We start from the raw sequence: 21,533 nt of genomic DNA, 5'->3' as shown, positions 1-21,533 counted from the left end.
CAATTCGACGATCAGCTGGCAGCCGCGGCACAGCTCGCGGGGTGCGCTGACTATCCGACGAAACGACGCAGCTTCGCGGACAGGCGCGGCGTGAGGTCGCCGTCGGAGTCGACGCGCTCTTCGACGTAGGCGAGGTCGCCGTCGGGAACGATGCCGTAGAGGCGCTTGGCGTTGCCGGCGGGGGCGCTGGTCTCCGAGCGCACGACGGCGTCGGTGGTGAGATTCCACGACGTCTGATTCAGCGGCCGGCCGTAGAACAGCTCGACCCATCCCACGGCATGGGCGAGGAGAAGTTCGATGGAGTCGTCCTCGGTGATCCGCCAATAGCCGGTCTCACGCTGGTCGGGACGCAGGAAGTTGGCGTCCTCGTCGATGACCCAGGAGCGCGACTCCCAGTTCAGGAAGTTCTGCCCGTCATGACTGACGACGATCTGCTGTGCGAAGTGGTAGTCGGTGTGGGTGACGGGATCGTGTCCCTCGCCCTCGCCACGCCACACTCCCACGAGCGGTAGTAGCGCGAGAAGTCCCTGGTGGAGGTCCGCACCGAGCCGCAGGTTGGCGGTATCGGCCTTCAGCGGCAGATCGTCCCACGCGGGTACGTTGCGTTCGCGGCTGCCTGACTCGGCAGCGCGCGAATCGGCCTGGCTGATCGCCTCGTCGCCTGATCTACGGGCGGCGACGGCGTCGTCGGGCTGTGCGTCCTCCGGGGAGGTCACGATTCGTCTGTGACCAGTCGGTAGAGCACGTACAGCGCAAACCAGGTGATCAGGACGGCCGCGAGGACCAGCAAGATTTCGAAGAAGATGACCACGGTTAGATTCTAACTCCGATGCGCGGGCGGTAGTTCACTGAGGTCGACCACACTCGGCTGTGTCGCTTGGCGCCCGCGCCGTCGAGTCGGATCACTGTGCCGTGCCGCGTCCGCCCTGGGCCGCAGACGGTGTTGATGGTGGGTCGGCTCCGACCATGGCCCACGCGGCGACGGCGCTATGGGGCCGGTTGCCGCGCAAGCCATGCGCGAACGGCCGCCGTCACCGCAGAAGGGTCTTCGACGGGCGTGAGGTGTCCGACGTCGTCGAGCACGACGACCCCCGGGTGATCTGGGAATCTGGACTGGAGTTCATAGGCCTGCCCGAGCGGTATCCACGGATCATCCCGACCCCAGCCGATACGAACCGGGCTGCGTGTGGCTTCCAGTCGATTTGCCACTGGGCGGGTGTCCGCTGCGCTGAGTGCTGTGATCTGCCGGTAGAACGCCGCCTGTCCGACGGGGCCGAGCCACTGGGAGGCGAGCGCCTCGACGTCTTCGTCGGGTAACGGCCGAAAGGCTGCTGCGGCAATGTATTCCTTGACCAGTGCCGCATGTAGATGTGCTGGGAGCTGCTCGAAGACATGTGCGTTCTCGGCAACCAGCCGGAAGAAGGGCGACCCCCACGGGTCCAGGGTGACGACGTCCCAGAGGAACACGTCTGCGTACTCGACGCCGTTGAGCAGATGTGCGCGGAGTGCGACGGCGCCTCCGATGTCGTGCGCAATGACATGTGGCCGCTGCAATCCCCACAACTCGATGAGCGAGCCCAGTCGTACGGCTTGCGCGGCCAAGTCGGTCGTGACTGCCGCGCTCTTCTCCGACTCGCCATAGCCGGGCATGTCCCAGAGAAAAACTCGGTAGTCGCGACTCAAGTCGGTGGCAACACTGGTCCAGACCTGAGACGACCATGGCGTGCCGTGGCACAGCACGATGTCGCCCGCCGAGGCCGTTGGGGGCTCGAGAATCCTTGTCGCGATAGAGGTTTCGTCCACGGTGATGATCGAAGCGGTTGGCAGCGGATCGTGTGTCATCATGGCGACACGCTAAAACCTCAGGTTGACCTGAGGTCAAGACGGAAGGTCGTACGGAAAGTGAAGATCGGAGAGGCTTCCAGGCGAGTTGGCGTCGACGACCACGTGCTACGCCACTGGCACGACCTCGGTGTGGTCGTACCCGATCGCGCAGCGTCGGGCCACCGTTTGTACACGGAGGAGCACATTCGTCGCATCCGCATAGTTCAGGCCTGCCAGAGCGTCGGCATGAGTCTTGCCGAGATCCGGCTGGTGCTGCACCGCGACGAAGAAGGTCGTACGGAACTGATCGAGCAGAAGCTCCGATGGATACGTTCACAACGCGCCCAGCTGGCGGACGCGGAGAGTTTCCTCGAACACGTCATCGGTTGCAGGCATGATCTGCTCAGCCGGTGCCCCGACTGCACGCGGTACGCATCGACCTATCCGCCGAACAAACAGGCCCGGCCACCCTGCGGGTGACCGGGCCTGCTCTGCGAATCAGCAGCCTCAAAAGCGTTGCGCTACTTCAGAACTGCGCTACTTCGAGATTGCGACTCTTTTGTCTACTTCGAGACGGTGATGTCCTTGTCGTGAACGCCGGGGCCCTCGGGGCTGACGGTCACGTCGCCGTTGCCGACCGACGAGAGGGCGCGCAGCGTCCAGGTGCCGGGGGCGGCGAAGAAGCGGAAGTCGCCGGTGGGGCTTGCGACGACCTCGGCGGTGAACTCACCGGTCGAGTCGAGCAGTCGCACGAACGCGCCCGCAACCGGGTTACCGGATGCGTCGGTGACCTGTCCGGTCAGGACGGTCTCCTTCTCGACGTCGACGCCCGCGGGCAACTTCTGTCCCTGCTTGGGTGCAGCACACATACTTACTTTCCTTCTCCCAGTTCAACCGGAACGCCGACCAGCGAACCGTATTCGGTCCAGCTGCCGTCGTAGTTCTTCACATTCGTCTGTCCGAGCAGCTCCTGCAGCACGAACCAGGTGTGGCTCGAGCGCTCACCGATACGGCAGTACGCGATGGTCTCCTTCGAGCCGTCGAGGCCCGCTTCCTTGTACAGCTCGGCGAGGTCGTCGTCGGACTTGAAGGTGCCGTCTTCGTTGGCAGCCTTGCTCCACGGCACGTTGATGGCGCCGGGGATGTGGCCGGGACGCTGGCTCTGCTCCTGCGGGAGGTGCGCGGGAGCCAGGATCTTGCCGGAGAACTCGTCAGGGCTACGCACGTCGACGAGGTTCTTCACGCCGATGGCGTCGACGACCTCGTCGCGGAAGGCGCGGATCGAGTTGTCGGGATCGGCAGCCTTGTACTCGGTCGCGGGACGCGAGACGGCGTCGGTCGACAGCGGGCGGCCGTCGAGCTCCCACTTCTTGCGTCCACCGTCGAGCAGCTTGACGTCCTGGTGGCCGTAGAGCTTGAAGTACCAGTACGCGTAAGCGGCGAACCAGTTGTTGTTGCCGCCGTAGAGGACGACGGTGTCGTCGTTGGAGATGCCGCGCTCGCTGAGCAGCGCGGAGAACTGCTCGCGGTCGACGAAGTCGCGACGGACCGGATCCTGCAGATCGGTCTTCCAGTCGAGCTTGACGGCGCCTTCGATGTGGCCGCCGTCGTAAGCGCTGGTGTCCTCGTCGACCTCGACGAAGACGACCTTGTCGTTGTTCAGGTTCTGCTCAGCCCAATCAGCGCTGACCAGGACGTCGGAACGTGCCATGTCTGGTTCCTTCCAGAGGTGGGATTTCTCGGTAAGTGTGTCCGGTCACCGGAGTGATGAGAATGGGCCGGACGTCGGTCGAATGACGGTCGAACGATGACGGCGGCATCTGAGGAGATGCGGACTTGCGATGTCACGAGCGCGCACACTGCACACACCGGCCGTCACCTGTGGTGAGCGTGCCGAGGTGGCGCGATCACCGGACTAGAGACAGCAACAGTCGGCGACGCGACAGAAGTCGATCGCCCGCCGACGGGTGAGCAGAAGCTCACGGCGCAGTTGCATGCCAACGAGGGTACAACAGCCACCCCGTGACACTTCAATAGCGGCCCCCGTGATTTCGACTGCGACGACGAGTTGCGCTGGCGCGCGGCGGCGGAGTTACGCTCGCGCGCTGAATGCCGACGGTGGTCAGAAGTCTCTCGGGCGAAGATCGCGCGGACCGGTGTCGGCGACGAGGAGTACGTCGCTTCCCTCGCTGTGCGCACCCGTGGCAGTGATGCCCCACGGTAGGGGGAGGGGTGGCAGCGTCGTCGAAAATCGTTGCAGCACTTGGGCGCGCAGCGCCGCGTTGTCGGGGCCGTCGAGTTCGGGAGCGCTCTCGTGTTCTTCCGGGCCGTCGTAGAAGTCGGTGGCCTGCAGGTGTAGCCGACCGTCGCGGATCGAGAGGTCGACGCTCACGCTCACCTTTGCTTTGCGACCCCGATATTCCGACGCCGACGGGGTGTCCGCGGGGACGGGCGTGGTCTCGGGTCCTGCGGAGGGCAGAGGACTATCGGATGGGGGCAGGGCGACGGTTCCGGTCAGCAGCACCCCGGATGATCGGTGCAGCAGGCCGTCCTGCGGGCCACCGCCGCCTGCCTTGCCCTCGGGAGCGGGAGTGTTCACCGTGAGGTCGAGGATGCCCAGGAATCGGCCGAGATTGACCGAGTCCAGCCGTGTATACGCGTCGACCGACTCGGTGTGCATCGTGTCCGACGGCCCGATGTTCCACCCGTCGGGCACAGACAGCGTCCCGAGACGGGCGCCGAGTTCTGCGGTACACCCGCGTCGGATCTGGCAGCCGGCCACCGCGACGCCGCGCGCGGTGATGGTCGCACCGGAGAACTCGCCGCGTGACGCGTGTGTCACGTAGGGGAATCCGCTGAGCGTGACCTCGGGATCGAAGGTGATCTGCGGCGAGGCCTGCAACGATCGCGACAGGCGGTACTCGCCGCGCGCGGCGGCGCCGAGATCGGCGAGAAACGCCCCGACCAGCACTACGACGACGACACAGACGCCGACGATGAGTGCGCGACGGGCGCGGAATGTGCCGCGCTCGTGGCTGCCCGACGCAGTTGCGCCACCCCCGTCGGCTGCCTTGTTAACAGCAGAACCCGACATTGGCGCTATTCTGTCATCTATCGCGCACACGGTGGTAAGCCGACGTAAACAATGAGGTTCGTTCGTGTGTGATGCTGACGTCCCGGCGAACTTCTGCCCGGCGGTCGCAGTAGTAGTGGTGGAGTTCAGGGCGGGAAGACGAGATCGGAGTATCACGTGGATCTCTTGTTATTGACAGCCGATCCGAATCCGGAGGCGGTGCTGCCATCCCTGTCGCTGCTCGCGCACACGGTCCGTGTGGCACCCACCGAGGTGTCGTCGCTGATGGAGGCCAGTAACGCCGACATCGCCATCGTCGACGCGAGAACAGACCTCGCCGCGGCACGCGGATTGTGCAGACTCCTCGGCAGCACCGGCTCAGCCGTGCCGGTGGCTGCGGTGCTGACCGAAGGCGGGCTCGTCGCGGTCAACGCCGACTGGGGCCTCGACGAATTCCTCCTCCCGGCGACCGGACCAGCCGAACTCGACGCGCGGCTTCGGCTTCTGGTCGTTCGTACCCGTGGGGTGGGCACGGAGGAGGCGTCCGGCAAGGTCACGCTGGGTGAACTCGTGATCGACGAGGGCACGTACACCGCTCGACTGCGAGGGCGCCCGCTCGACCTCACCTACAAGGAGTTCGAACTCCTCAAGTACCTCGCGCAGAACGCGGGCAGGGTGTTCACCCGCGCACAACTACTGCAAGAGGTGTGGGGTTACGACTTCTTCGGCGGCACGCGAACGGTCGACGTCCACGTCCGACGCCTGCGCGCCAAACTCGGCAGCGAGCACGAGTCGCTCATCGGGACCGTGCGCAACGTCGGATATAAAGCAGTACGTCCGACGCGCGGTCGCGGCGCAGGCTCCGGAGCGGCCAGCGACTACCCGGTCGACGATGACATTGCCGACGATGACATTGCCGATGACGGTCTGTCCGACAGCGATATTGCTGAGAATGCAGATCTCGATGACGACCTCGACGGTGGGGACGTGAATGAGGACGCCAGGTCTGCGGGCGACTCCTTCGACGCCTCGGGATTCGGTGAGGAGTTCAGTGCCAGCGGAAGCTGACGCGATCGGAGACACCCCGGTCGTCACCGATCGACTCGACGCCGCCGGTGTCGCGCACGCACGCCGACTGGTGGCCGACGCGACCAGCGCCGACGATGTCGGCCCGCTGTCCGAGCAGTCCGTCCTGTCCATCGACGACGCCGCCGGATCTCACGCGGAGTCGGGCGTGCGTCACGTCGTCTCGACGGCCGGCTACGCCAACATCACCCCCGGACGCGAGGGGGAGCCCTCGATGATCGAGGGGGTCGTCGACCCGGCCCTGCGCCGCCGCGGGCACGGGAAGGCCCTGTTCGACGCAGCATTCGACGCCGCGCGCGCTGTCTCGAATCCCGACGGCCCGACGCCCCGCGCCTGGGCGCACGGCGATCTCCTCGGCGCGCAGGCGCTCGCGGCGAGCATGGGCCTGCACAAGCAGCGGGAGCTGCTACAACTGCGCCGCGACGTCGCAGCCGACGGGTCTGATCTACCACCGCTGGTCGTCGACCCGTCGATCGAGCTGCGCACCTACGCCGGACCCGCCGACGACGCGGAGATCCTCCGGGTCAACAACGCCGCGTTCGCGTGGCACCCGGAGCAGGGCGGATGGTCGTCGGAGCAGATCACCGAACGGACATCGGCCGAGTGGTTCGACCCGGCCGGGCTGTTCCTCGCCTACGACGTCGACGACCCGACGACGCTGCTCGGCTTCCACTGGACCAAGCAGCAGGACGCCGATCTCGGCGAGGTCTACATCGTCGGGGTCGACCCGGCGGCTCAGGGCCGTGGCCTGGGCCGGATGCTCACGCTGGCCGGGCTTCACTACTTTGCCGACCGTCGGATCGGGACTGTGATGCTGTACGTCGAAGGCGACAACACCGCAGCCCTACACACCTACGAGAGGCTCGGGTTTGCCCGATACGCCGTCGACGTCGCGTACGGCTGAGTCGGGCAGGACCGGGTCGAGTCGGCTGCGCCGAGCGCTGACGATCATCGGTTGCCTGCTGGCCGCGGTCGGTCTTCTCGGGGCCGTTGCGCATGCTGTGCCATTCGTCAGCAACACCTGGGCACGATTGGCCGCGGGCACCCCGATCCTGATCGTGATCGGGATCGTCGGTCTGGTGGTGTTGCTCGCGTCGCGGGCATGGATGTGTGCTGTCGTCGCTGCAGTCGTCGTCGCCATCGGGATCGGCACACAGGTACCGCTCTTCGTCGGGACCGACGAAGCGCGCGCGGCGTCGGACATCACCGTCATGCAGGCGAACATCTATCTCGGACAGGCCGACGCCGCGTCGGTGGTGCGGGAGATACGCGACAATCGCGTCGACATCGCCACCGTCGTCGAACTCACCGACGACGCGATCGGCAAGCTCGACGCCGCCGGAATCGCCAGTGCGCTGCCGTATCGGTTCGTGGTTCCGAGGCGGGGTGGGGGCGGGGCCGGCATCTACTCGCGCTACCCGTTGACCGACGAGTTCCGCATCGGCAAGATGGCGATGGCCAATCTGCGGGCCGTCGTCGACCTGCCGGGTGTCGGGCGTCGCGCCATCTATGCGCTTCATCCCATACCGCCGTGGCCGGAGCCGGCGTGGCGGTGGGCGTACGAGGTCGATCTGCTGTCCTCGACGCTGGGTGAGGAGCGACTCCCGCTGATCCTCGGCGCCGATTTCAACTCGACCTACGATCACGCACGCTTTCGGCGGTTGCTCGCGCAACCGCCGGGTCTCGTCGACGCCGCTGACCACCTCGGGGCGGGGATCGTCGCAACGTATCCCGCCAACAGGCGCTTTCCGCCCGTGCTCGCTCTCGATCGGGTGATGACGCGCGGCGGTCCGATGCCGACGAGCTTTCGTCGAGTCGAGTTGCCCGGTTCCGACCACACCGGCGTGATCGCCACGGTCAGGCCCTGACCTCGTCCGCGGCGGTGCCCGACAGGCGCATGGTATCGCGGTTAGGCTACCCTTACGCGGAGTGATTTTGAGGGGAGCGCATCTCGCGATGTTTCAATCCGCCACGAGCCGGACTCGACTGACGATGCAAGACGTGTCGGTGTCTGTTGTCGTGCCGGTCTATCGCAGCGCTGCCTACATCGAGGCATGTGTGCGCTCGATAATCGACCAGCACGCTCCGGTCGACGAGATCGTGCTCGTCGATGATCGCGGCGGTGACGATTCCATCGAACGGGCAGAAGCCGTGCTCGCTGATGGGGAGGTCGCGCATCGGGTCGTGCGTATGCCACACAACAGCGGTGTGGGGCCGGCACGCAACGCGGGACTTGCGGCAGCGTCGGGAAACATCATCTGGTTCTTCGACAGCGACGACATCGCCGACGCGGCGTTCACGGCGACAATGCTGGACCAACTGCTTCGTTCCGACGCCGATTTCGCCACGTGCACAACGCGATTCGTCGACGAGAGTGGGGTACCGACGGGAGATTTCACTCCGGTACTTCCGACCGGCGCGCTCTCCGGCGACGAGTACGCGAACCTATTGCTGCGCAGTAGGGCACGGTCGTATGCCAGTGGAAAACTCTTCCGCCGTGACGTTCTCGGCGACGACCCCTGGGGTACGCGCCGCGCGTACGAGGATTTGTCGACCATCGCGCGGGTGGCGCTGGACTCACGCGCCGTGGCGACGGTGCCAGAGGCGTTGTACCGCTATCGACTTCGCAACGATTCGGTGTCGCACCGTGTCACGGCCGACACGCGCGCGATCTTCGAGATGGGCGACGAGGTCCTCGAGATGCTCGACACCGTTCCCGACACGAGGCAATGGCGTTCGACTGCAAGGTCATTCGTGTATCGAGAGGTTCTGATCCCCGCGGCGCACATGGCGATGCGCGCAGAGCACGAAGGCGGTGCGGGCCCCATGACGAACGAACTGCTGCGCATCGCTCGTGCTCGCGTATCGCGTCGGGACGTGCTCCCGCTGCTCGCGGCGGGTGAGATGCGCTCTGCCGTCTTCGCCGTCGCGATGCTGACAGCACCGCACCGCTACGCGAATGCGTTGCGGCACAGGTGATGCGTCAGGGCAGCGCGTGGAGGAAGTGCCCCACCACCTCGGTGATGTGTGGCTCGCGCACGATCGACATGTGATCGGCCCGAATCCGGGTTATCGTGATGTCGCCCGGGGTGAGATGGTCGGTCCAGACCCGCTCGTCGTGGTGGTTGTCGGCTCCGAGCACGACGAGTACCCGGCCGTGATACGGCGCGGGGCGGTGGAACCGGCCGACACGCCAACCGACCTGCTCCATCGCACGTGCCGACTCGACGGGTTCGTCGGTGAGGAACCCGGCGCGGAGCAACTGAATTCGATTGCGCCACAACTCTGATCGAGACAACTGGGGACCTTCGGTGGTCTCGGTGGTCGCGGGGGTCTGTGCCGACGAGCCGACGGCGCGAGCGGTGTGCTGCGGGACGAACGTGTCGAGCGTCATCACCAACTCGACCTGCTCGCCCGCGTGGCGGAGTCGTCGGGCGACCTCGAGTGCGATCAATCCGCCCAACGAATGGCCAAGCAGCACATAGGGTCCGCTCGGTTGGAGGCGACGCAGATCGCGCAGATGTCTGCGCGCGGCCATACCGACCGTCCAGTCGGGGAAACCGCGATTCTCCAGGCCGTGGGGTTGGAATCCGTAGATCGATCCGATCCGTTCATCGCCGGCGAGGTGATCTGCCAGCGCGACGAACACCAACGCCGACGCGCCCGCGCCCGCGAAGCAGAAGACCGTCTGCCCGTCGCCGCGGCGTAGGGGTACCGTCGTCGGGGAGAGTGAATCGCTACTGCTGGCAACGGAATCCGGTCGCAGGCGTGCATCCAGCGTGCGTGCCATCGCCGCGACCGTCGGTGCCGACGCGGCGTCGGCCTGGGTGAGTGCAACGCCGTGGCGCCGGGTGATTCCGACCAGGATCTGTGCCACCGTCAGCGAGTCGGCACCGAGTGCGTAGATGTTCTCGTCACGTCCGATCTCGTCGAGCCCGAGGGCCTCGGACCAGATCGCTGCCACCGACATCTCGAGATCGCCGACTGGCGGGTCGATGTGTCGGGTCGGCGCGGGTAGTGCGGCCCGGTCGATCTTGCCGCGCGCAGTTCTCGGGAGGGCGGCGAGCTCGACAACGTGTGCGGGAATCATCCACTCGGGCAGTCGTTGTCGCAGTCTGGTGCGGATTTCGGCCGCCGGTGGGGTGCGGCCACCGGGCACTGGTGCGACGTACGCGAGCAGCTCGGTCCTGCCGGAATCGGGCTCCTTCCGTGCGATCACTGCGGCTTCGGCGAGGTCGCCGTCGGACATGATCGCGCGGTGCACCTCCGCGGGCTCGACGAGATAGCCCCTGATCTTCACGGCGTCGTCGACGCGGCCCGTGAGGATGAGCGTCGCGCCGTCCCACGTACCCCTGTCGCCGGTGCGGAAGCTGAGTACTCCGTCGGCGTCGCGGGAGAAGCGGTCCTCGTCGGCGGCCGGGTCGAGATATCCGAGTGCGAGGTGACGCGACGAGACGACGACGCGACCGTCGTCGTCGATGGTGACCGATTTGTGTGGCGCGAGAACGCCTGCGGGAAGCGGGCCGGGAGAGACGTGCTCTCCCGCGCGGAGATCGAAGTAAGCAAGTGCCGACGTCTCCGACGATCCCACCCAGTTCGTCACCGTGGCCTCGGGAGCGTGCGACAGCGCGGCCTGTGCGACGTCGGACGTCAGTGCCTCGCCGGTGGTGATGATGCGACGCAACGATGTCCACGCCGGATGGCCGGTCGCCTCGCGTGCGCTCGTGAGCGCACGCAGCAGTGCCGGGGTGAGAAAGGTGACGTCGGCGGCGCACTCGGCGAGCTCGTCGAGTACCGCAGCTGCGGTGCGGTCACGCGGGTCGACGGCGGTGATGTCGGCCCCGTTGATCAGCGAACCGATCAGGACGTTGAGTCCGGCACCGAAGCTGATCGGCAGGCACAGCGCGACCCGACGTCCCGGCGTGATCGAGAATCCGGTGCGCATCAGCTCGGAATCGCAGAGCCACATGCCATTCGGGTGCAGGACGCCCTTGGGTGTGCCCGTCGAGCCGGACGTGAACTGGATGCTGGTGAGGCTGTCGGGATTGTCGAGACCCGCGGTTGTTCCGGGGCCCGCGGCGGCGCCTCGCTGTGTGATCGCCGCGAGGTCGGTCACCGGAAGCTCGTGGGCGGCAGCGACGGCGCGGGCGGCGTCGAGGTGCTCGGCGTCGGCGATCATGAATTCGGCACGGCGGTCGTGCTTCTCGAGCTCGGCCAGGATCGTCGAGACGCGTTCTGCGGGTAGGTGCGGGTCGAGGGCGACGATCGGATGTCCGGAGAGAAACACCCCGAGAACGAGTGCGACCGCATCGGGTGACAATCCCACCTGCACGACAATCGGATTCGAGGCTCCACTCGCATGCGCGGTGATCGACGCCGCGGCAGACGTGGCTCGGTCGACGAGTTGGCCGTACGTCAGGCTCTGACCCGCCATGCGGATGGCCGGGCGGTCGGTGAAACGTTGTGCGCCTGCGAGGATCGCGGTTCGCACCGAACGGGCCTCGGCGGTGAGCGCCGCGACCCGCGTCGGTGTGTGGCGTGAACGCCACACACCCTGCGGCAGAGTGCGGGTCGCGTACCCACGCTCGGTGGAAAGCGCTGTGTCGGTTGAGGTCAGGCGTGACAGGGTTGCCTTGGAGCGTCCCTCTTCGTAACAGCGACGTGCGAAGTACGCGAAGCGGGCGCGGTCGGGTGACACCGCATGGAGGACACGGAAATGCGTGTCGCGCAGAATCGTCGAATCCGGGAACCTTTGGCGCAGAGCGATTCCCATCAATGTTTCCTCGCAGCCGGCGGGGAGATTGGCGCGCCGACCGAGCGCCGTCGAGAAGCCTCCGACGGCCTCGAGCCGATCGCGCCGCACGGCCATGGCAGCCCCGATCGGATTGCGGATCTGCGCACTGTGCCCTGGTAGGCCGCGATAATCGCAGCCGACGACCCAGCCGAACTCCTCGGGGAACCATGTCGGCCTGGGGGCAAGCCACCGGGCATCGATTGCACCGCCCAGGGCACTGATGTCGTCGTCGGCGAATCGCGATCGAACCGCGGCGAACGACCCGGGTACCGGCTCGGCGTCGTCGTCGATGAAGACCAACACGTCACCGCGTGCCACGCGAGCGCCGGTGTTTCGGGCTCCGGACAGTCCCCGCGGCCCCGATGACGCGACAACCGTGACCGCGGAGTGGTCTGTGGGGAACTGCGCTGTCAGTGAGATGAGCAGGTCGTCGTTGTGATCGACCACGACGAGGAGCTCGTCGACGTCGAGGAGTTGCGCGCGTGTCGCGGTGATGGCGCGCGTGAGAAGCGTTGCGCGATCGGAGGTATAGCAGCAGATGATCGCCGACAGGGTGGGCGTGACGGACTGCTGGTGCGGGTGCGGCAACTTCGACTCCGGACGGCATGCGGGACGGCGGACCTCGGTAGCGTAACCCATAAATATTAGGGAAGGCTAACCAAAGTAGCCTGATGTGATCGACCCACTACCTCGGTGCGGTGATCGTCCCTTCGAGCGCCGCCAGCGCCTGCGCCGGTAGGTCCGCCAGCGCGGCTGTCACCGCGTCGGCGGGAAAGACATCGTCGCGGAAGGTTGCTGTAAGACAAAGGCTTCCGGCGACCGACGTGCTTGTGACCGTGATCCCGGTTGGCGACGGAGGCTCGGCGATGCCGATGACAAGCGCCCTGTCGGTGTCGACGAAATCCCACCCTCGCCCACGTCCCGGTACGACGCCGCCCGACGAGTGCAGTAGGTCGATCGCCGCCTCGCCGGCGGGCGCCCACGACTGTTGGCCGGTCGCCTCCACACTTCGGCCTTCTGTGGACCTCGACCTCCCCGCGGCTCTTGACTCGGCTGCTCTCGACTTTGCTGCTGTCACAAGGAGATTCGCCACGGGGCGACCTATGGACGCCGCCTCTGACAGCTCTACCTGTAGCGCGACCGGCGCGGTGTCGGGAAGCACGGCGAAGTCGAGGCCTGCCGCGAAGTTCGCCATGGTGCCCACTGACCGGGGTAGGTAGGCCCGCGCGTCGAACGGAAGTGTGACCATCGGATTGACCCGCAACCCGGCGGCGGTCAGAGCGCGCACGAGCGCGACGGTGTGCAATGTGAACATCCCGACGCCTGGCGCGCGCGACGTCCGCGCGGCGCGCATCGATTCGACGACGTCGCGCGGCGTCCGCACGAATACGCTCGTCGCCGACCGCGGCGGATCGACCGGCACCAACGCCGAGGGTTGCGATGCCAGATAGTCGCGGGACCGATGCATCCGGGCCAGTGCGATGAGCCGCCGCGGATTCGACAACACGGCCGCACCTGCGAGCGCGAGAGCACGCGTCGGCGTCCACCCGCTCGGAGATGTCGTGATGGTTTCGGGGATCTCCTCGCTGAGTAGAACGTCGACGATGGTGTTGAGGAGCGTGGTGTCGCCGAGGCCGTGGTCGTAGTCGATTGCCAGGTAGCGGCCACTGAGTACGACGCGCAGATGCCGAGGTGGAAGCGCCGCCAATACGTCGAGCAACGCCAGGGGATCGTCGGTCGGTGGCGCGGTGTGGACGGCGTCGGCCAACCTGTCGGGCTCGTATGACCAGGCGCGACGATCGTGTGATGGTACGAGCCCGATGCGTGTGTGGGGGCCACGCTTCGCGAAGCGGATGAGTCGGTGTGACGCGCAGTTCGCGTCCGGGAGATCGAGCGGACCGACGACGACGGCGCTGCGATGGCCACTGTGATGCGCGTCGATGGCCGCGCCTGTGAAAGTGCGCGACGCGTCGGGGGAAGTGGCTGAACTACTCATCTTCCTGGAGACTTTAACAAAGGCTTACCTAATACGCGCAGGCCGCGCCGGAGATGTCCAATTCATCTTCCGTTCACCTTCGGTGCCCGGTACGTCCACCACGGCACCCTACTGTCATTGCGACCGGGCAAAGCCGCTTGGCGGGACTGCCATGTTCTGATGCTGGAGGGAACCAGAAAGTGAAATTGAGTCGTACAGGAGCCGCTGTCGCCGTGATGGCCGCCAGCTCCGCCCTCGTTCTCGGTGCGTGTAGCAGCAATGCTGACAAGGGCGGCACGAGCGCAGCGCCCGCCTCAGCGGTGACTGACATCAAGTGCGAGGGCAAGCAGTCACTCAAGGCGAGTGGTTCGACAGCCCAGGCCAACGCCATGAAGATCTTCTCCACCTCGTTTGCGAAGACCTGCCCCGGTCACGAGCTCGCCTACGGTGGCGGAGGCTCGGGACAGGGTGTCTCCGACTTCACGCAGAATCTCACCGACTTCGGTGGCTCCGACTCGCCGCTGAAGGGCGACGAGATCCAGAAGGCCGCACAGCGCTGTGGCTCGGAAGCATGGCAGCTGCCGCTCGTGTTCGGTCCGATCGCCGTGACCTACAACGTCGATGGTGTCAACGATCTCGCGCTGTCGGGTCCGACGCTCTCCAAGATCTTCAGCGGCGAGGCAAAGACCTGGAACGATCCGGCGATTGCCGCCGACAACCCGGGCAAGACCCTTCCCAGCACTGCGATCAGCGTGATCTACCGCGCTGACCAGTCGGGCACGACGGACAACTTCCAGAAGTACCTGACCGCCGCGGGCGGATGGACCAAGGGTGCGGGCAAGACCTTCAACGGTGGTGTCGGCGAAGGCAAGCAGGGCAACCCCGGCGTTGGTTCCGCAGTGAAGCCGACCCCCGGATCGATCGCCTACGTCGAGTGGGCGTACGCGCAGTCCAACAAGCTGTCGATGGCGAAGATCATCACCGATCAGGACAAGAGCGGTGTGGAGCTGAACTCTGAGACCGGCGGCAAGACCATCGCGGCGGCGACTCTCAAGAACGGTCCGGACAACCACAACATGGTCATCGACACCGAATCGTTCTACAAGCCGACCGAGGCGGGCGCGTACCCGATCATTCTGGCAACATACTCGATCGTCTGCTCGAAGTACGCCGATACTTCGGTTGGCCAGGGTGTCAAGACGTTCCTCTCGGTGGCGTCTGCACCGCAGAACCAGGGCCAGGATCTGATCAACGCGGGCTACATCCCGCTGCCGAGCGAATTCCAGCAGAAGCTGACTTCGTCGATCAACGCCCTTCAGTAACCACACGAAAACACCGACCCGAAGCGATATGAGTTATGTCTGTGGATGACACCACCGGTGTGGGCCGGGGGAAGGCGGAGACCCCGCCCGAACCCGGCACGCAGCCTCCCGAATCGTCCGACCAGTTGCCTCCGGATTCCGAGGAGCAGCTCGAAGAGCAGCTCCACCCGGGCCTGCGCAGCCACCGCGGCGCACTCGGCGACCAGCTTTTCTCCTACCTCGCGCGGGGCACGGGTTTCTTCGTGGTCGTCCTCGTCGCCGGTATCGGCATTGCACTGATCGTCAATGCCATACCGGCGATGCTGGCGAACCACGCCAACTTCATCTTCTCGTCCCAGTGGGACGTCAGTTCGGCGAACTTCGACAACGACACGGTGCGTTTCGGCATCTGGGAGTTGTTCCGAGCGACGGTTCTGACCTCGCTGTTCGCCCTGGTGATCGCCACCCCGATCGCGATCGGCATCGCGGTGTTCCTCGTGGAGTACGCCCCGCGACAGGTCGCCCGCCCGCTCGCCGCGGTCATCGATCTGCTCGCAGCGGTGCCGTCGATCATCTTCGGTCTCTGGGGCATCTACGTCCTCGCTCCGGTGATCGCGCCGTTCGCGGAATGGCTCAACAGCGTGCTCGGCTGGTTCTTCCTCTTCTCCGCCGGTAGCACGTCAGTCAGCGGCGGCGGCACGATCTTCACCGCGGGCATCGTGCTCGCGATCATGATGCTGCCGATCATCACCTCGATCACCCGAGAGGTGCTGCGCCAGACCCCTCCCGGCCAGAAAGAAGCGGCACTGGCCCTCGGTGCGACGAAGTGGGAGGTCATCCGGATGACCTCGTTCCCGTACGGACGCTCCGGCATGATCGCCGCGGCGATGCTGGCGCTCGGACGTGCGCTCGGCGAGACCATCGCCGTCATGATCATCCTGAGTGCCGCCGTCGGCCGCCTCAAGTGGTCGCTGTTCGAAGGCGGCGACACGTTCGCGTCGAAGATCGCTCGCGACGTCGGCGAGTTCGTCGGTAGCCAGGACACCCAGAGCGCCTACATCGCGGCCGGTCTGGTGCTGTTCCTCCTGACATTCGTGGTGAACGCGGTCGCTCGCACGGTCGCAGGCGGAAAGGTCAACGGATGAGCATCGCACTTGATAAGGGCGCAGGCGGCGGCCCGGTCAAACAACATCCGTCGGCATTCCGCGAGATCTCGCTGAGTCGTCGAATCCGCAACAACGGTGCGCGCGCCGCTTTCTTCATCTGCTTCGCGCTCGGCGTCATTCCACTGGTGTGGTTGCTGTGGACGGTGCTCTCGAATGGAGCGAGCGCCATCACCGACCCGAACTGGTGGTTCGGCGACGGCTACGCAGTCGACACCACAACCGACTACGGCGCGGGAATCGCGCCGGCGATCGTCGGTTCGATCATCCAGGCGCTCGTCGCCACGATCATCTCGGTCCCGATCGCGGTGCTCACGGCCGTTCTCCTGGTCGAGTACCCGACGTCGAAGCTGGTCAAACCGGTCAGCTTCATGGTCGACATTCTCGCGGGCGTGCCGTCGATCGTCGCGACGCTGTTCATCTTCACGGTGTTCGTGATCGGACTCTCGATGGGGCAGAGCGCCTTCATGGTCAGTCTCGCGCTCATCCTGCTGATGATCCCGATCGTCGTCCGATCGTCGGAGGAGATGCTCAAGCTCGTACCCGACGAACTGCGCGAAGCGTCGTACGCATTGGGCATCCCCAAGTGGAAGACGATCATGCGTGTCGTGATCCCGACCGCGCTGTCGGGCATGCTCAGCGGCATCTTCCTCGCCATCGCACGCATCATGGGTGAGACCGCCCCAGTCCTGATCCTCGCGGGTCCGGCGAGTTCGCTGGTCAAGACCAACCCCTTCGAGGGCGGTATGAACTCGCTGCCTCTGTTCATCAAGGACATGTGGGCGGCGAGTCAGCCGGCGTCGTCGTTCTACTACTGGGGTGCAGCGCTGACGCTGATCATCATCATCGCCATCCTCAACATCGTCGCAGCGCTGCTCGCGAAGTTCCTGGCACCCAAGTCCAGGTAAGACCGCACGCCCAGCAACAGCGTCGTACATCAACAGCACGAGAGAGTAATGCCATGGCCAAGCGCCTCGACATCAAAGACCTGAATATCTACTACAGCAAGTTCCACGCCGTGAAGGACGTGACTCTTGCAGTGCCGCCGCGCAGCATCACCGCGTTCATCGGTCCGTCGGGCTGCGGCAAGTCGACGGTGCTGCGCACGCTCAATCGCATGCACGAGGAGATCCCCGGAGCCTATGCGGTCGGCAGTGTGCTGCTCGACGGTGAGGACATCTACTCCAAAGAGGTCAACCCGACGAGTGTCCGTACGACGATCGGCATGGTGTTCCAGCGGCCGAATCCCTTCCCGACCATGTCGATCCGAGACAACGTCGTCGCAGGTCTTCGCCTGCAGGGCATTCGCAACAAGAAGCAGCTCAACGAGGTGGCCGAGCGCAGCCTTCGCGGCGCCAACCTGTGGGAAGAGGTCAAGGACCGTCTCGACAAGCCCGGTGGCGGTCTCTCGGGTGGTCAGCAGCAGCGACTGTGCATCGCGCGTGCCATCGCGGTGTCGCCGGACGTCCTGCTGATGGATGAGCCGTGCTCTGCGCTCGATCCGATCTCGACGCTGGCCATCGAGGATCTGATGGGCGAGCTCAAGAAGGACTTCACGATCGTCATCGTCACGCACAACATGCAGCAGGCTGCGCGTGTCAGCGATCAGACCGCGTTCTTCAACCTCGAGGGCGTCGGCCAGCCGGGACAGTTGGTCGAGATCGGCGACACCGAGACCATCTTCACGCACCCCACCAAGCGCGAGACCGAGGACTACATCTCCGGCCGCTTCGGCTGATCACCGGCAGGGCACAACGCACAGGCCCACAAGCAGACAAAGACCCGCGACGAGGAATCGTCGCGGGTCTTTTGCGTTGATGGGGGGCTTACATGTTGAGCAACAGAATGACCAGCAGAGCGACGAGCGACAGCGTCACGCCGACATAGACGAACAGCTGGCGTCGCCGGAGATGTGCTTCGGCTTCGTCGTCGGATTCGGCATTGAAATCAGGTTCTGCCGGATAGTGCACGCCCATGGCGCTCACCCTAGACTGCGCGCCTGGTGTGCGTGAAGTCAGGACGCCCTCCACGACGAGAAACGTCGGTGAATCACATCCGAACCGGGGTGTGATCCACCGACGTCGGTGGTGGGGGTGTGTCGGGAAGCGTCTGTGCTTTAAGAAGCGTCCTGGAACTGCTCGGGCGTCTGGCCGGTGGCCTGGAAGACGACCCGACGGCCGATGAGTACGGCGTGGTCGGCGAAGCGCTCGTAGTAGCGGCCCAGCAGGGTGACGTCGACGGCTGCGGCAACTCCGTGCTGCCAGTCCCGGTCCATCAGCACCGTGAACAGGTGGCGATGCAGATCGTCCATGGCGTCATCGTCTTCTTGCAGACGAACCGCAGCCTCGGGATCTTGCGTGTCGAGGACCTCGCGCGCGTTGGTGGCGAGCTGGACTGCCAGCCTGCCCATCTCGGCGAAGTAGCCGTTGACCTCTTCGGGCAGGGCCTTCGCGGGATGGCGTCGTCGGGCGACCTTGGCGACGTGCAGCGCCAGCGCGCCCATACGGTCGACGTCTGCGACGATCTGGAACCCGCTGACGACTCCGCGCAGGTCGCCTGCGACGGGAGCCTGGAGCGCGAGAAGCGCGAACGCCTGCTCCTCGGCGCGCGCGGACAGTTCGGACAGCTTGTCGTTCTCCGACAGCACTTCCTCGGCAATGGCGAGATCGGCCTGCAAGAGGGCCTGGGTGGCACGGTCCATTGCTGAACCGGCCAGATCGCACATTTCTCCGAGCACCGCATTCAGTGAATGCAGCTGTTCTTGATACGCGGTACGCATACCCTCAAGGGTACTGTGCGTGCCGCAGATCACGATCTTCCGCGTGGTGAACACACCGTGAACGCGCGGTGAGTAGCTCTGCTCGCGGTACGTGCGCCCGTCAGGAGCAGGTGGTGTCTCCCGCGTTGGTCACCGCGAGATCGTTGGGCAGATTGCTGGAGTTCGCCGCTGGAGGCAGTGCCTGCGCCGATAGCGTCTCGCCTGCGGCGGGAGCACTGGTGACGCTGCCGGCGAAGTCGCTGCCGAGAATGACCTCGACGCCCGACTTCACTGTCTTGTCGCTCTGGATCTTGGCGCCGGGGAACATCGCGGCGAGTGTTGCAGCAGAGTCCTGTTCACCCGGCCCGTAGCGCACGACAGTGTCTGTGCGGTTCTCCGACGCATCCGCGACGCCGCGGACGTCGAAGCCCTGGGCGGTCAGCTGGTCGGACGCGTCGGCGGCTTGCCCGGCCTTGCCCGTGCCGTTGAGCACACGCACCCCGACGTTGCTCGGGTTCTGCGCGGTGGCCGAGACCGTCGACGGCGTCTGCGACGTACTCGTGGTGGCGCCCGCAGCCGTGGTCTGCTTCTTCGACGAACTGCTCTGCTTCTTCTTCGCGGCCTGCTCGCCGGGTAGCGGGTCGTCGTCGATGATCGCGTTGAAGATGGCGTTGATGTCGTCGGTGCGCGGGATCTCGTTATTCGAGCCGTCGGTCGCCGTACCCGACGTCGGGATGGTCAGGAACGTCACGCGACCCGCCTCGATACCCTGCATCGAGTCGGCGAGTTTGAGCAGTGACTGCGTGTCGACGCCGTCGACGTAGCTGTTCTTGATGAAGGTGTTGACGATGCTGTTGAGCTTGGCCGGATTGGACAGGACGTTGCCTGAGAGCGTCGACCGCAGCAGTGACGACATGAACAACTGTTGGCGCTTGATGCGTCCGTAGTCGCCGTTGCCCTCCGTCGACACCGTGCGGGCGCGAACGTAGTTGAGCGCCTTGCGACCGGTGATCGTCTGCTTGCCCGGCTTGGAGAGGATCTGGCCGAGTTCGTAGTCGTACACCGGAGTGGTGGAGCACACCTCGACGCCGCCGACAGCGCGCACGATCTTCTCGAAGCCGGAGAAGTCCATCCCGATGAAGTGGTTGATGTTCAGACCACTCATCTCGGTGATGACCTTGACCAGGCACTTCGGTCCGCCGTCGGCGTAGACGCTGTTCAGTTTCACCTGGCTGGCCGCGGGTAGGTCGCCGGTATAGGTTCCGGCGTCGTTGTCCCAATCCTGACATTCGGGTCGGTCGACCTGCAGATCCCGCGGGAACGAGACCGCAACCACGCGGCTGCGGTTGGCGGGGATGTTGACCAGGATCACCGTGTCAGAACGTGCGCCCTCGGCGTCGGCCGTGGTGCCCGCGCCAACCTTGCCGTTCTTGCCGCTGCGTGTGTCGGTGCCGACGATCAGGTAGTTCTCGTCGCCGTACTGGGCGTCCTTGTTGCGAATGTTCGTGTCGTCGGGGTCGACGGCGGCGATGGTCCGCCAATCGCTGTTCTTCGACTTCATGTACCCCCACACGAAGCCGGTCCCGACGAGCGCCATGACGCACGCGATGGCGACCATGATGCGGCCGGTGAACGCGACGTTCTGGCGTGTCGTGCGGTCGTGACGTCGACGCCCCACACGTTGCGGGCGTGAACGCAGCGCGATCGTCTCGGTGAGGTCGGGAGTGGGCTCGAGCGGTGGGGACGCCGGCTCGCGCTCCGGTTCAGGAGCAGCGGGGGTCTGCTCGGGCGTGTCGGGTGCGGCGGCATCTCCGGACGTGGCGGAATTTCCGGATGCGGCGGGCTCGAGGTGTGACCCCTGTGCCCGTGATTCCTCGACGACCCGCTCCGTCGTCGCCCTGTCACTGAGGTCGACGACCGGTTCTGGGGTGGCACCGACGATCGGGATCTTGCGCGTGACCTCGTTGGGCCCTGGCGTGTCGGAGGGGCGATTCGACGGCTTGTCCGTGGCGGCGCGGTCTGTCCCACGCCGAGCTCGACGCAGTCCGGAACGGTAGCCGCCGACTCGTGGGATGGCCTCGGTCGGCGATGAATCACCTCGTGGCTGCGTGCCGGCGCCGGTCGATTCGTCAGAAGCAGACGGCTTGTCGGACGCAGATGGCTTGTTGGATGCAGTCGGCTTGCTAGATGCAGGCGGCTTGTCAGAATCGGTCGCTTTGTCGGCGGGAGCCGCGGTGCCGGACGGGGAATCGGAGCGTGCGCCGGGATCGGCGTTCATCTGCTCCATCAGCTCGCGGACGGTCATGCGACTACGGCCGCGGACGTACCGATCGGCGGAGCGCGGCTCACGAAGCCTGCCGTCATTGGGGTTCGCTGGTCGTGAGGTGCGTGAAGCGCGTGGAGTCGATGAGGACGTCGAATCGTCCCGGTCGCCCGGCTCGTCGCCGTGCGGCTTGGGTGTCCAACGACTCACGTCACATATCCTCGTACCCCGTGGTGACGCTGCCGCCCCGTCGGGGCTGAACGCTGCGGCAAGCAGGAAGAACTCAGATCCCGCCT

General features: G+C 65.6%; 19 protein-coding genes. 9 read left to right on the top strand and 10 right to left on the bottom strand.

Annotated features, from left to right (window positions below):
* Positions 1-50: 50 nt before the first annotated feature.
* Complete coding sequence (locus A5785_RS10310; protein WP_064866255.1) at positions 51-716, bottom strand: FABP family protein; 666 nt, start codon at positions 714-716, stop codon at positions 51-53.
* A gap of 271 nt (positions 717-987) precedes the next feature.
* A complete protein-coding gene (locus tag A5785_RS10305) occupies positions 988-1,845 on the bottom strand; it encodes an alpha/beta fold hydrolase (protein WP_049697751.1) in 858 nt (285 codons plus the stop codon).
* A gap of 57 nt (positions 1,846-1,902) precedes the next feature.
* On the opposite strand from A5785_RS10305, the gene A5785_RS10300 reads away from it, so the two are divergent.
* Complete coding sequence (locus tag A5785_RS10300; protein WP_049697752.1) at positions 1,903-2,304, top strand: helix-turn-helix domain-containing protein; 402 nt, start codon at positions 1,903-1,905, stop codon at positions 2,302-2,304.
* An 83-nt stretch (positions 2,305-2,387) separates the two neighbouring features.
* Here the strand turns inward: A5785_RS10300 and A5785_RS10295 are convergent, their stop codons facing one another.
* From A5785_RS10295 to A5785_RS10285, 3 genes are all read right to left on the bottom strand, one after another.
* Positions 2,388-2,693: a DUF1416 domain-containing protein gene (locus A5785_RS10295; protein WP_005204217.1), complete on the bottom strand. Its 306-nt coding sequence runs from the start codon at positions 2,691-2,693 to the stop codon at positions 2,388-2,390.
* Between the two features lie 2 nt (positions 2,694-2,695).
* A complete protein-coding gene (locus A5785_RS10290; protein ID WP_005204219.1) occupies positions 2,696-3,535 on the bottom strand; it encodes a sulfurtransferase in 840 nt (279 codons plus the stop codon).
* A 411-nt stretch (positions 3,536-3,946) separates the two neighbouring features.
* Positions 3,947-4,918, bottom strand: a complete 972-nt coding sequence (locus A5785_RS10285; RefSeq protein ID WP_082938028.1) for an LmeA family phospholipid-binding protein — start codon at positions 4,916-4,918, stop codon at positions 3,947-3,949.
* 156 nt (positions 4,919-5,074) lie between these two features.
* On the opposite strand from A5785_RS10285, the gene A5785_RS10280 reads away from it, so the two are divergent.
* The 4 genes from A5785_RS10280 (at position 5,075) to A5785_RS10265 (ending at position 8,962) form a co-directional block, all read left to right on the top strand.
* Positions 5,075-5,965: a winged helix-turn-helix transcriptional regulator gene (locus tag A5785_RS10280; protein ID WP_049697753.1), complete on the top strand. Its 891-nt coding sequence runs from the start codon at positions 5,075-5,077 to the stop codon at positions 5,963-5,965.
* On the top strand, positions 5,949-6,887 hold the full coding sequence (gene mshD / locus A5785_RS10275; RefSeq protein ID WP_049697754.1) for a mycothiol synthase: 939 nt from the start codon (positions 5,949-5,951) through the stop codon (positions 6,885-6,887). The genes A5785_RS10280 and mshD overlap by 17 nt, the downstream gene beginning before the upstream one ends.
* Entirely contained in the window at positions 6,853-7,851 is a 999-nt protein-coding gene (locus A5785_RS10270) for an endonuclease/exonuclease/phosphatase family protein (protein ID WP_049697755.1), read from the top strand. Before mshD ends, A5785_RS10270 begins: the two co-directional genes overlap by 35 nt.
* 124 nt (positions 7,852-7,975) lie before the next feature.
* On the top strand, positions 7,976-8,962 hold the full coding sequence (locus A5785_RS10265) for a glycosyltransferase family 2 protein (RefSeq protein WP_231894258.1): 987 nt from the start codon (positions 7,976-7,978) through the stop codon (positions 8,960-8,962).
* A 4-nt stretch (positions 8,963-8,966) separates the two neighbouring features.
* Here A5785_RS10265 and A5785_RS10260 read toward each other — a convergent pair whose 3' ends face one another.
* Together A5785_RS10260 and A5785_RS10250 are read right to left on the bottom strand one after the other, a co-directional pair.
* Complete coding sequence (locus A5785_RS10260) at positions 8,967-12,416, bottom strand: AMP-binding protein (RefSeq protein WP_082938027.1); 3,450 nt, start codon at positions 12,414-12,416, stop codon at positions 8,967-8,969.
* Between the two features lie 46 nt (positions 12,417-12,462).
* Complete coding sequence (locus A5785_RS10250) at positions 12,463-13,773, bottom strand: hypothetical protein (protein WP_049697757.1); 1,311 nt, start codon at positions 13,771-13,773, stop codon at positions 12,463-12,465.
* 179 nt (positions 13,774-13,952) lie between these two features.
* On the opposite strand from A5785_RS10250, the gene pstS reads away from it, so the two are divergent.
* From pstS to pstB, 4 genes are read left to right on the top strand one after another with little or no spacing between them, the layout of a single operon-like run.
* Entirely contained in the window at positions 13,953-15,074 is a 1,122-nt protein-coding gene (pstS, locus tag A5785_RS10245; RefSeq protein WP_197494557.1) for a phosphate ABC transporter substrate-binding protein PstS, read from the top strand.
* Between the two features lie 35 nt (positions 15,075-15,109).
* Entirely contained in the window at positions 15,110-16,198 is a 1,089-nt protein-coding gene (gene pstC, locus A5785_RS10240; RefSeq protein WP_049697759.1) for a phosphate ABC transporter permease subunit PstC, read from the top strand.
* Complete coding sequence (gene pstA, locus A5785_RS10235; protein ID WP_005204269.1) at positions 16,195-17,124, top strand: phosphate ABC transporter permease PstA; 930 nt, start codon at positions 16,195-16,197, stop codon at positions 17,122-17,124. Before pstC ends, pstA begins: the two co-directional genes overlap by 4 nt.
* A gap of 53 nt (positions 17,125-17,177) precedes the next feature.
* Entirely contained in the window at positions 17,178-17,954 is a 777-nt protein-coding gene (pstB, locus tag A5785_RS10230; RefSeq protein WP_049697760.1) for a phosphate ABC transporter ATP-binding protein PstB, read from the top strand.
* 88 nt (positions 17,955-18,042) lie between these two features.
* Here pstB and A5785_RS23485 read toward each other — a convergent pair whose 3' ends face one another.
* The 3 genes from A5785_RS23485 to A5785_RS10220 all read right to left on the bottom strand — a co-directional run bounded on the left by A5785_RS23485 (position 18,043) and on the right by A5785_RS10220 (position 21,447).
* Positions 18,043-18,192, bottom strand: a complete 150-nt coding sequence (locus A5785_RS23485) for a hypothetical protein (RefSeq protein ID WP_168431243.1) — start codon at positions 18,190-18,192, stop codon at positions 18,043-18,045.
* 140 nt (positions 18,193-18,332) lie between these two features.
* On the bottom strand, positions 18,333-18,995 hold the full coding sequence (phoU, locus tag A5785_RS10225; RefSeq protein WP_049698056.1) for a phosphate signaling complex protein PhoU: 663 nt from the start codon (positions 18,993-18,995) through the stop codon (positions 18,333-18,335).
* Between the two features lie 100 nt (positions 18,996-19,095).
* Positions 19,096-21,447, bottom strand: coding sequence for an LCP family protein (locus tag A5785_RS10220; RefSeq protein ID WP_064866254.1), 2,352 nt, complete (start codon positions 21,445-21,447; stop codon positions 19,096-19,098).
* Between the last annotated feature and the right edge of the window lie 86 nt (positions 21,448-21,533).

The organism is Gordonia sp. 852002-50395_SCH5434458, from assembly GCF_001665905.1.
GTDB classification, from domain to species: domain Bacteria; phylum Actinomycetota; class Actinomycetes; order Mycobacteriales; family Mycobacteriaceae; genus Gordonia; species Gordonia jacobaea.
Note: the sequence above shows the minus strand (reverse complement) of the source record. Positions and strands in the feature narration are given on the sequence as shown.

Coding starts and splice junctions, on each gene's coding strand:
- pstB (WP_049697760.1), top strand. CDS start 17,178: ATGGCCAAGCGCCTCGACATCAAAGACCTGAATATCTACTACAGCAAG.
- A5785_RS23485 (WP_168431243.1), bottom strand. CDS start 18,192: ATGGGCGTGCACTATCCGGCAGAACCTGATTTCAATGCCGAATCCGAC.
- A5785_RS10260 (WP_082938027.1), bottom strand. CDS start 12,416: ATGGGTTACGCTACCGAGGTCCGCCGTCCCGCATGCCGTCCGGAGTCG.
- phoU (WP_049698056.1), bottom strand. CDS start 18,995: ATGCGTACCGCGTATCAAGAACAGCTGCATTCACTGAATGCGGTGCTC.
- A5785_RS10285 (WP_082938028.1), bottom strand. CDS start 4,918: ATGTCGGGTTCTGCTGTTAACAAGGCAGCCGACGGGGGTGGCGCAACT.
- pstC (WP_049697759.1), top strand. CDS start 15,110: ATGTCTGTGGATGACACCACCGGTGTGGGCCGGGGGAAGGCGGAGACC.
- A5785_RS10250 (WP_049697757.1), bottom strand. CDS start 13,773: ATGAGTAGTTCAGCCACTTCCCCCGACGCGTCGCGCACTTTCACAGGC.
- A5785_RS10295 (WP_005204217.1), bottom strand. CDS start 2,693: ATGTGTGCTGCACCCAAGCAGGGACAGAAGTTGCCCGCGGGCGTCGAC.
- A5785_RS10265 (WP_231894258.1), top strand. CDS start 7,976: ATGCAAGACGTGTCGGTGTCTGTTGTCGTGCCGGTCTATCGCAGCGCT.
- A5785_RS10305 (WP_049697751.1), bottom strand. CDS start 1,845: ATGATGACACACGATCCGCTGCCAACCGCTTCGATCATCACCGTGGAC.
- pstA (WP_005204269.1), top strand. CDS start 16,195: ATGAGCATCGCACTTGATAAGGGCGCAGGCGGCGGCCCGGTCAAACAA.
- A5785_RS10290 (WP_005204219.1), bottom strand. CDS start 3,535: ATGGCACGTTCCGACGTCCTGGTCAGCGCTGATTGGGCTGAGCAGAAC.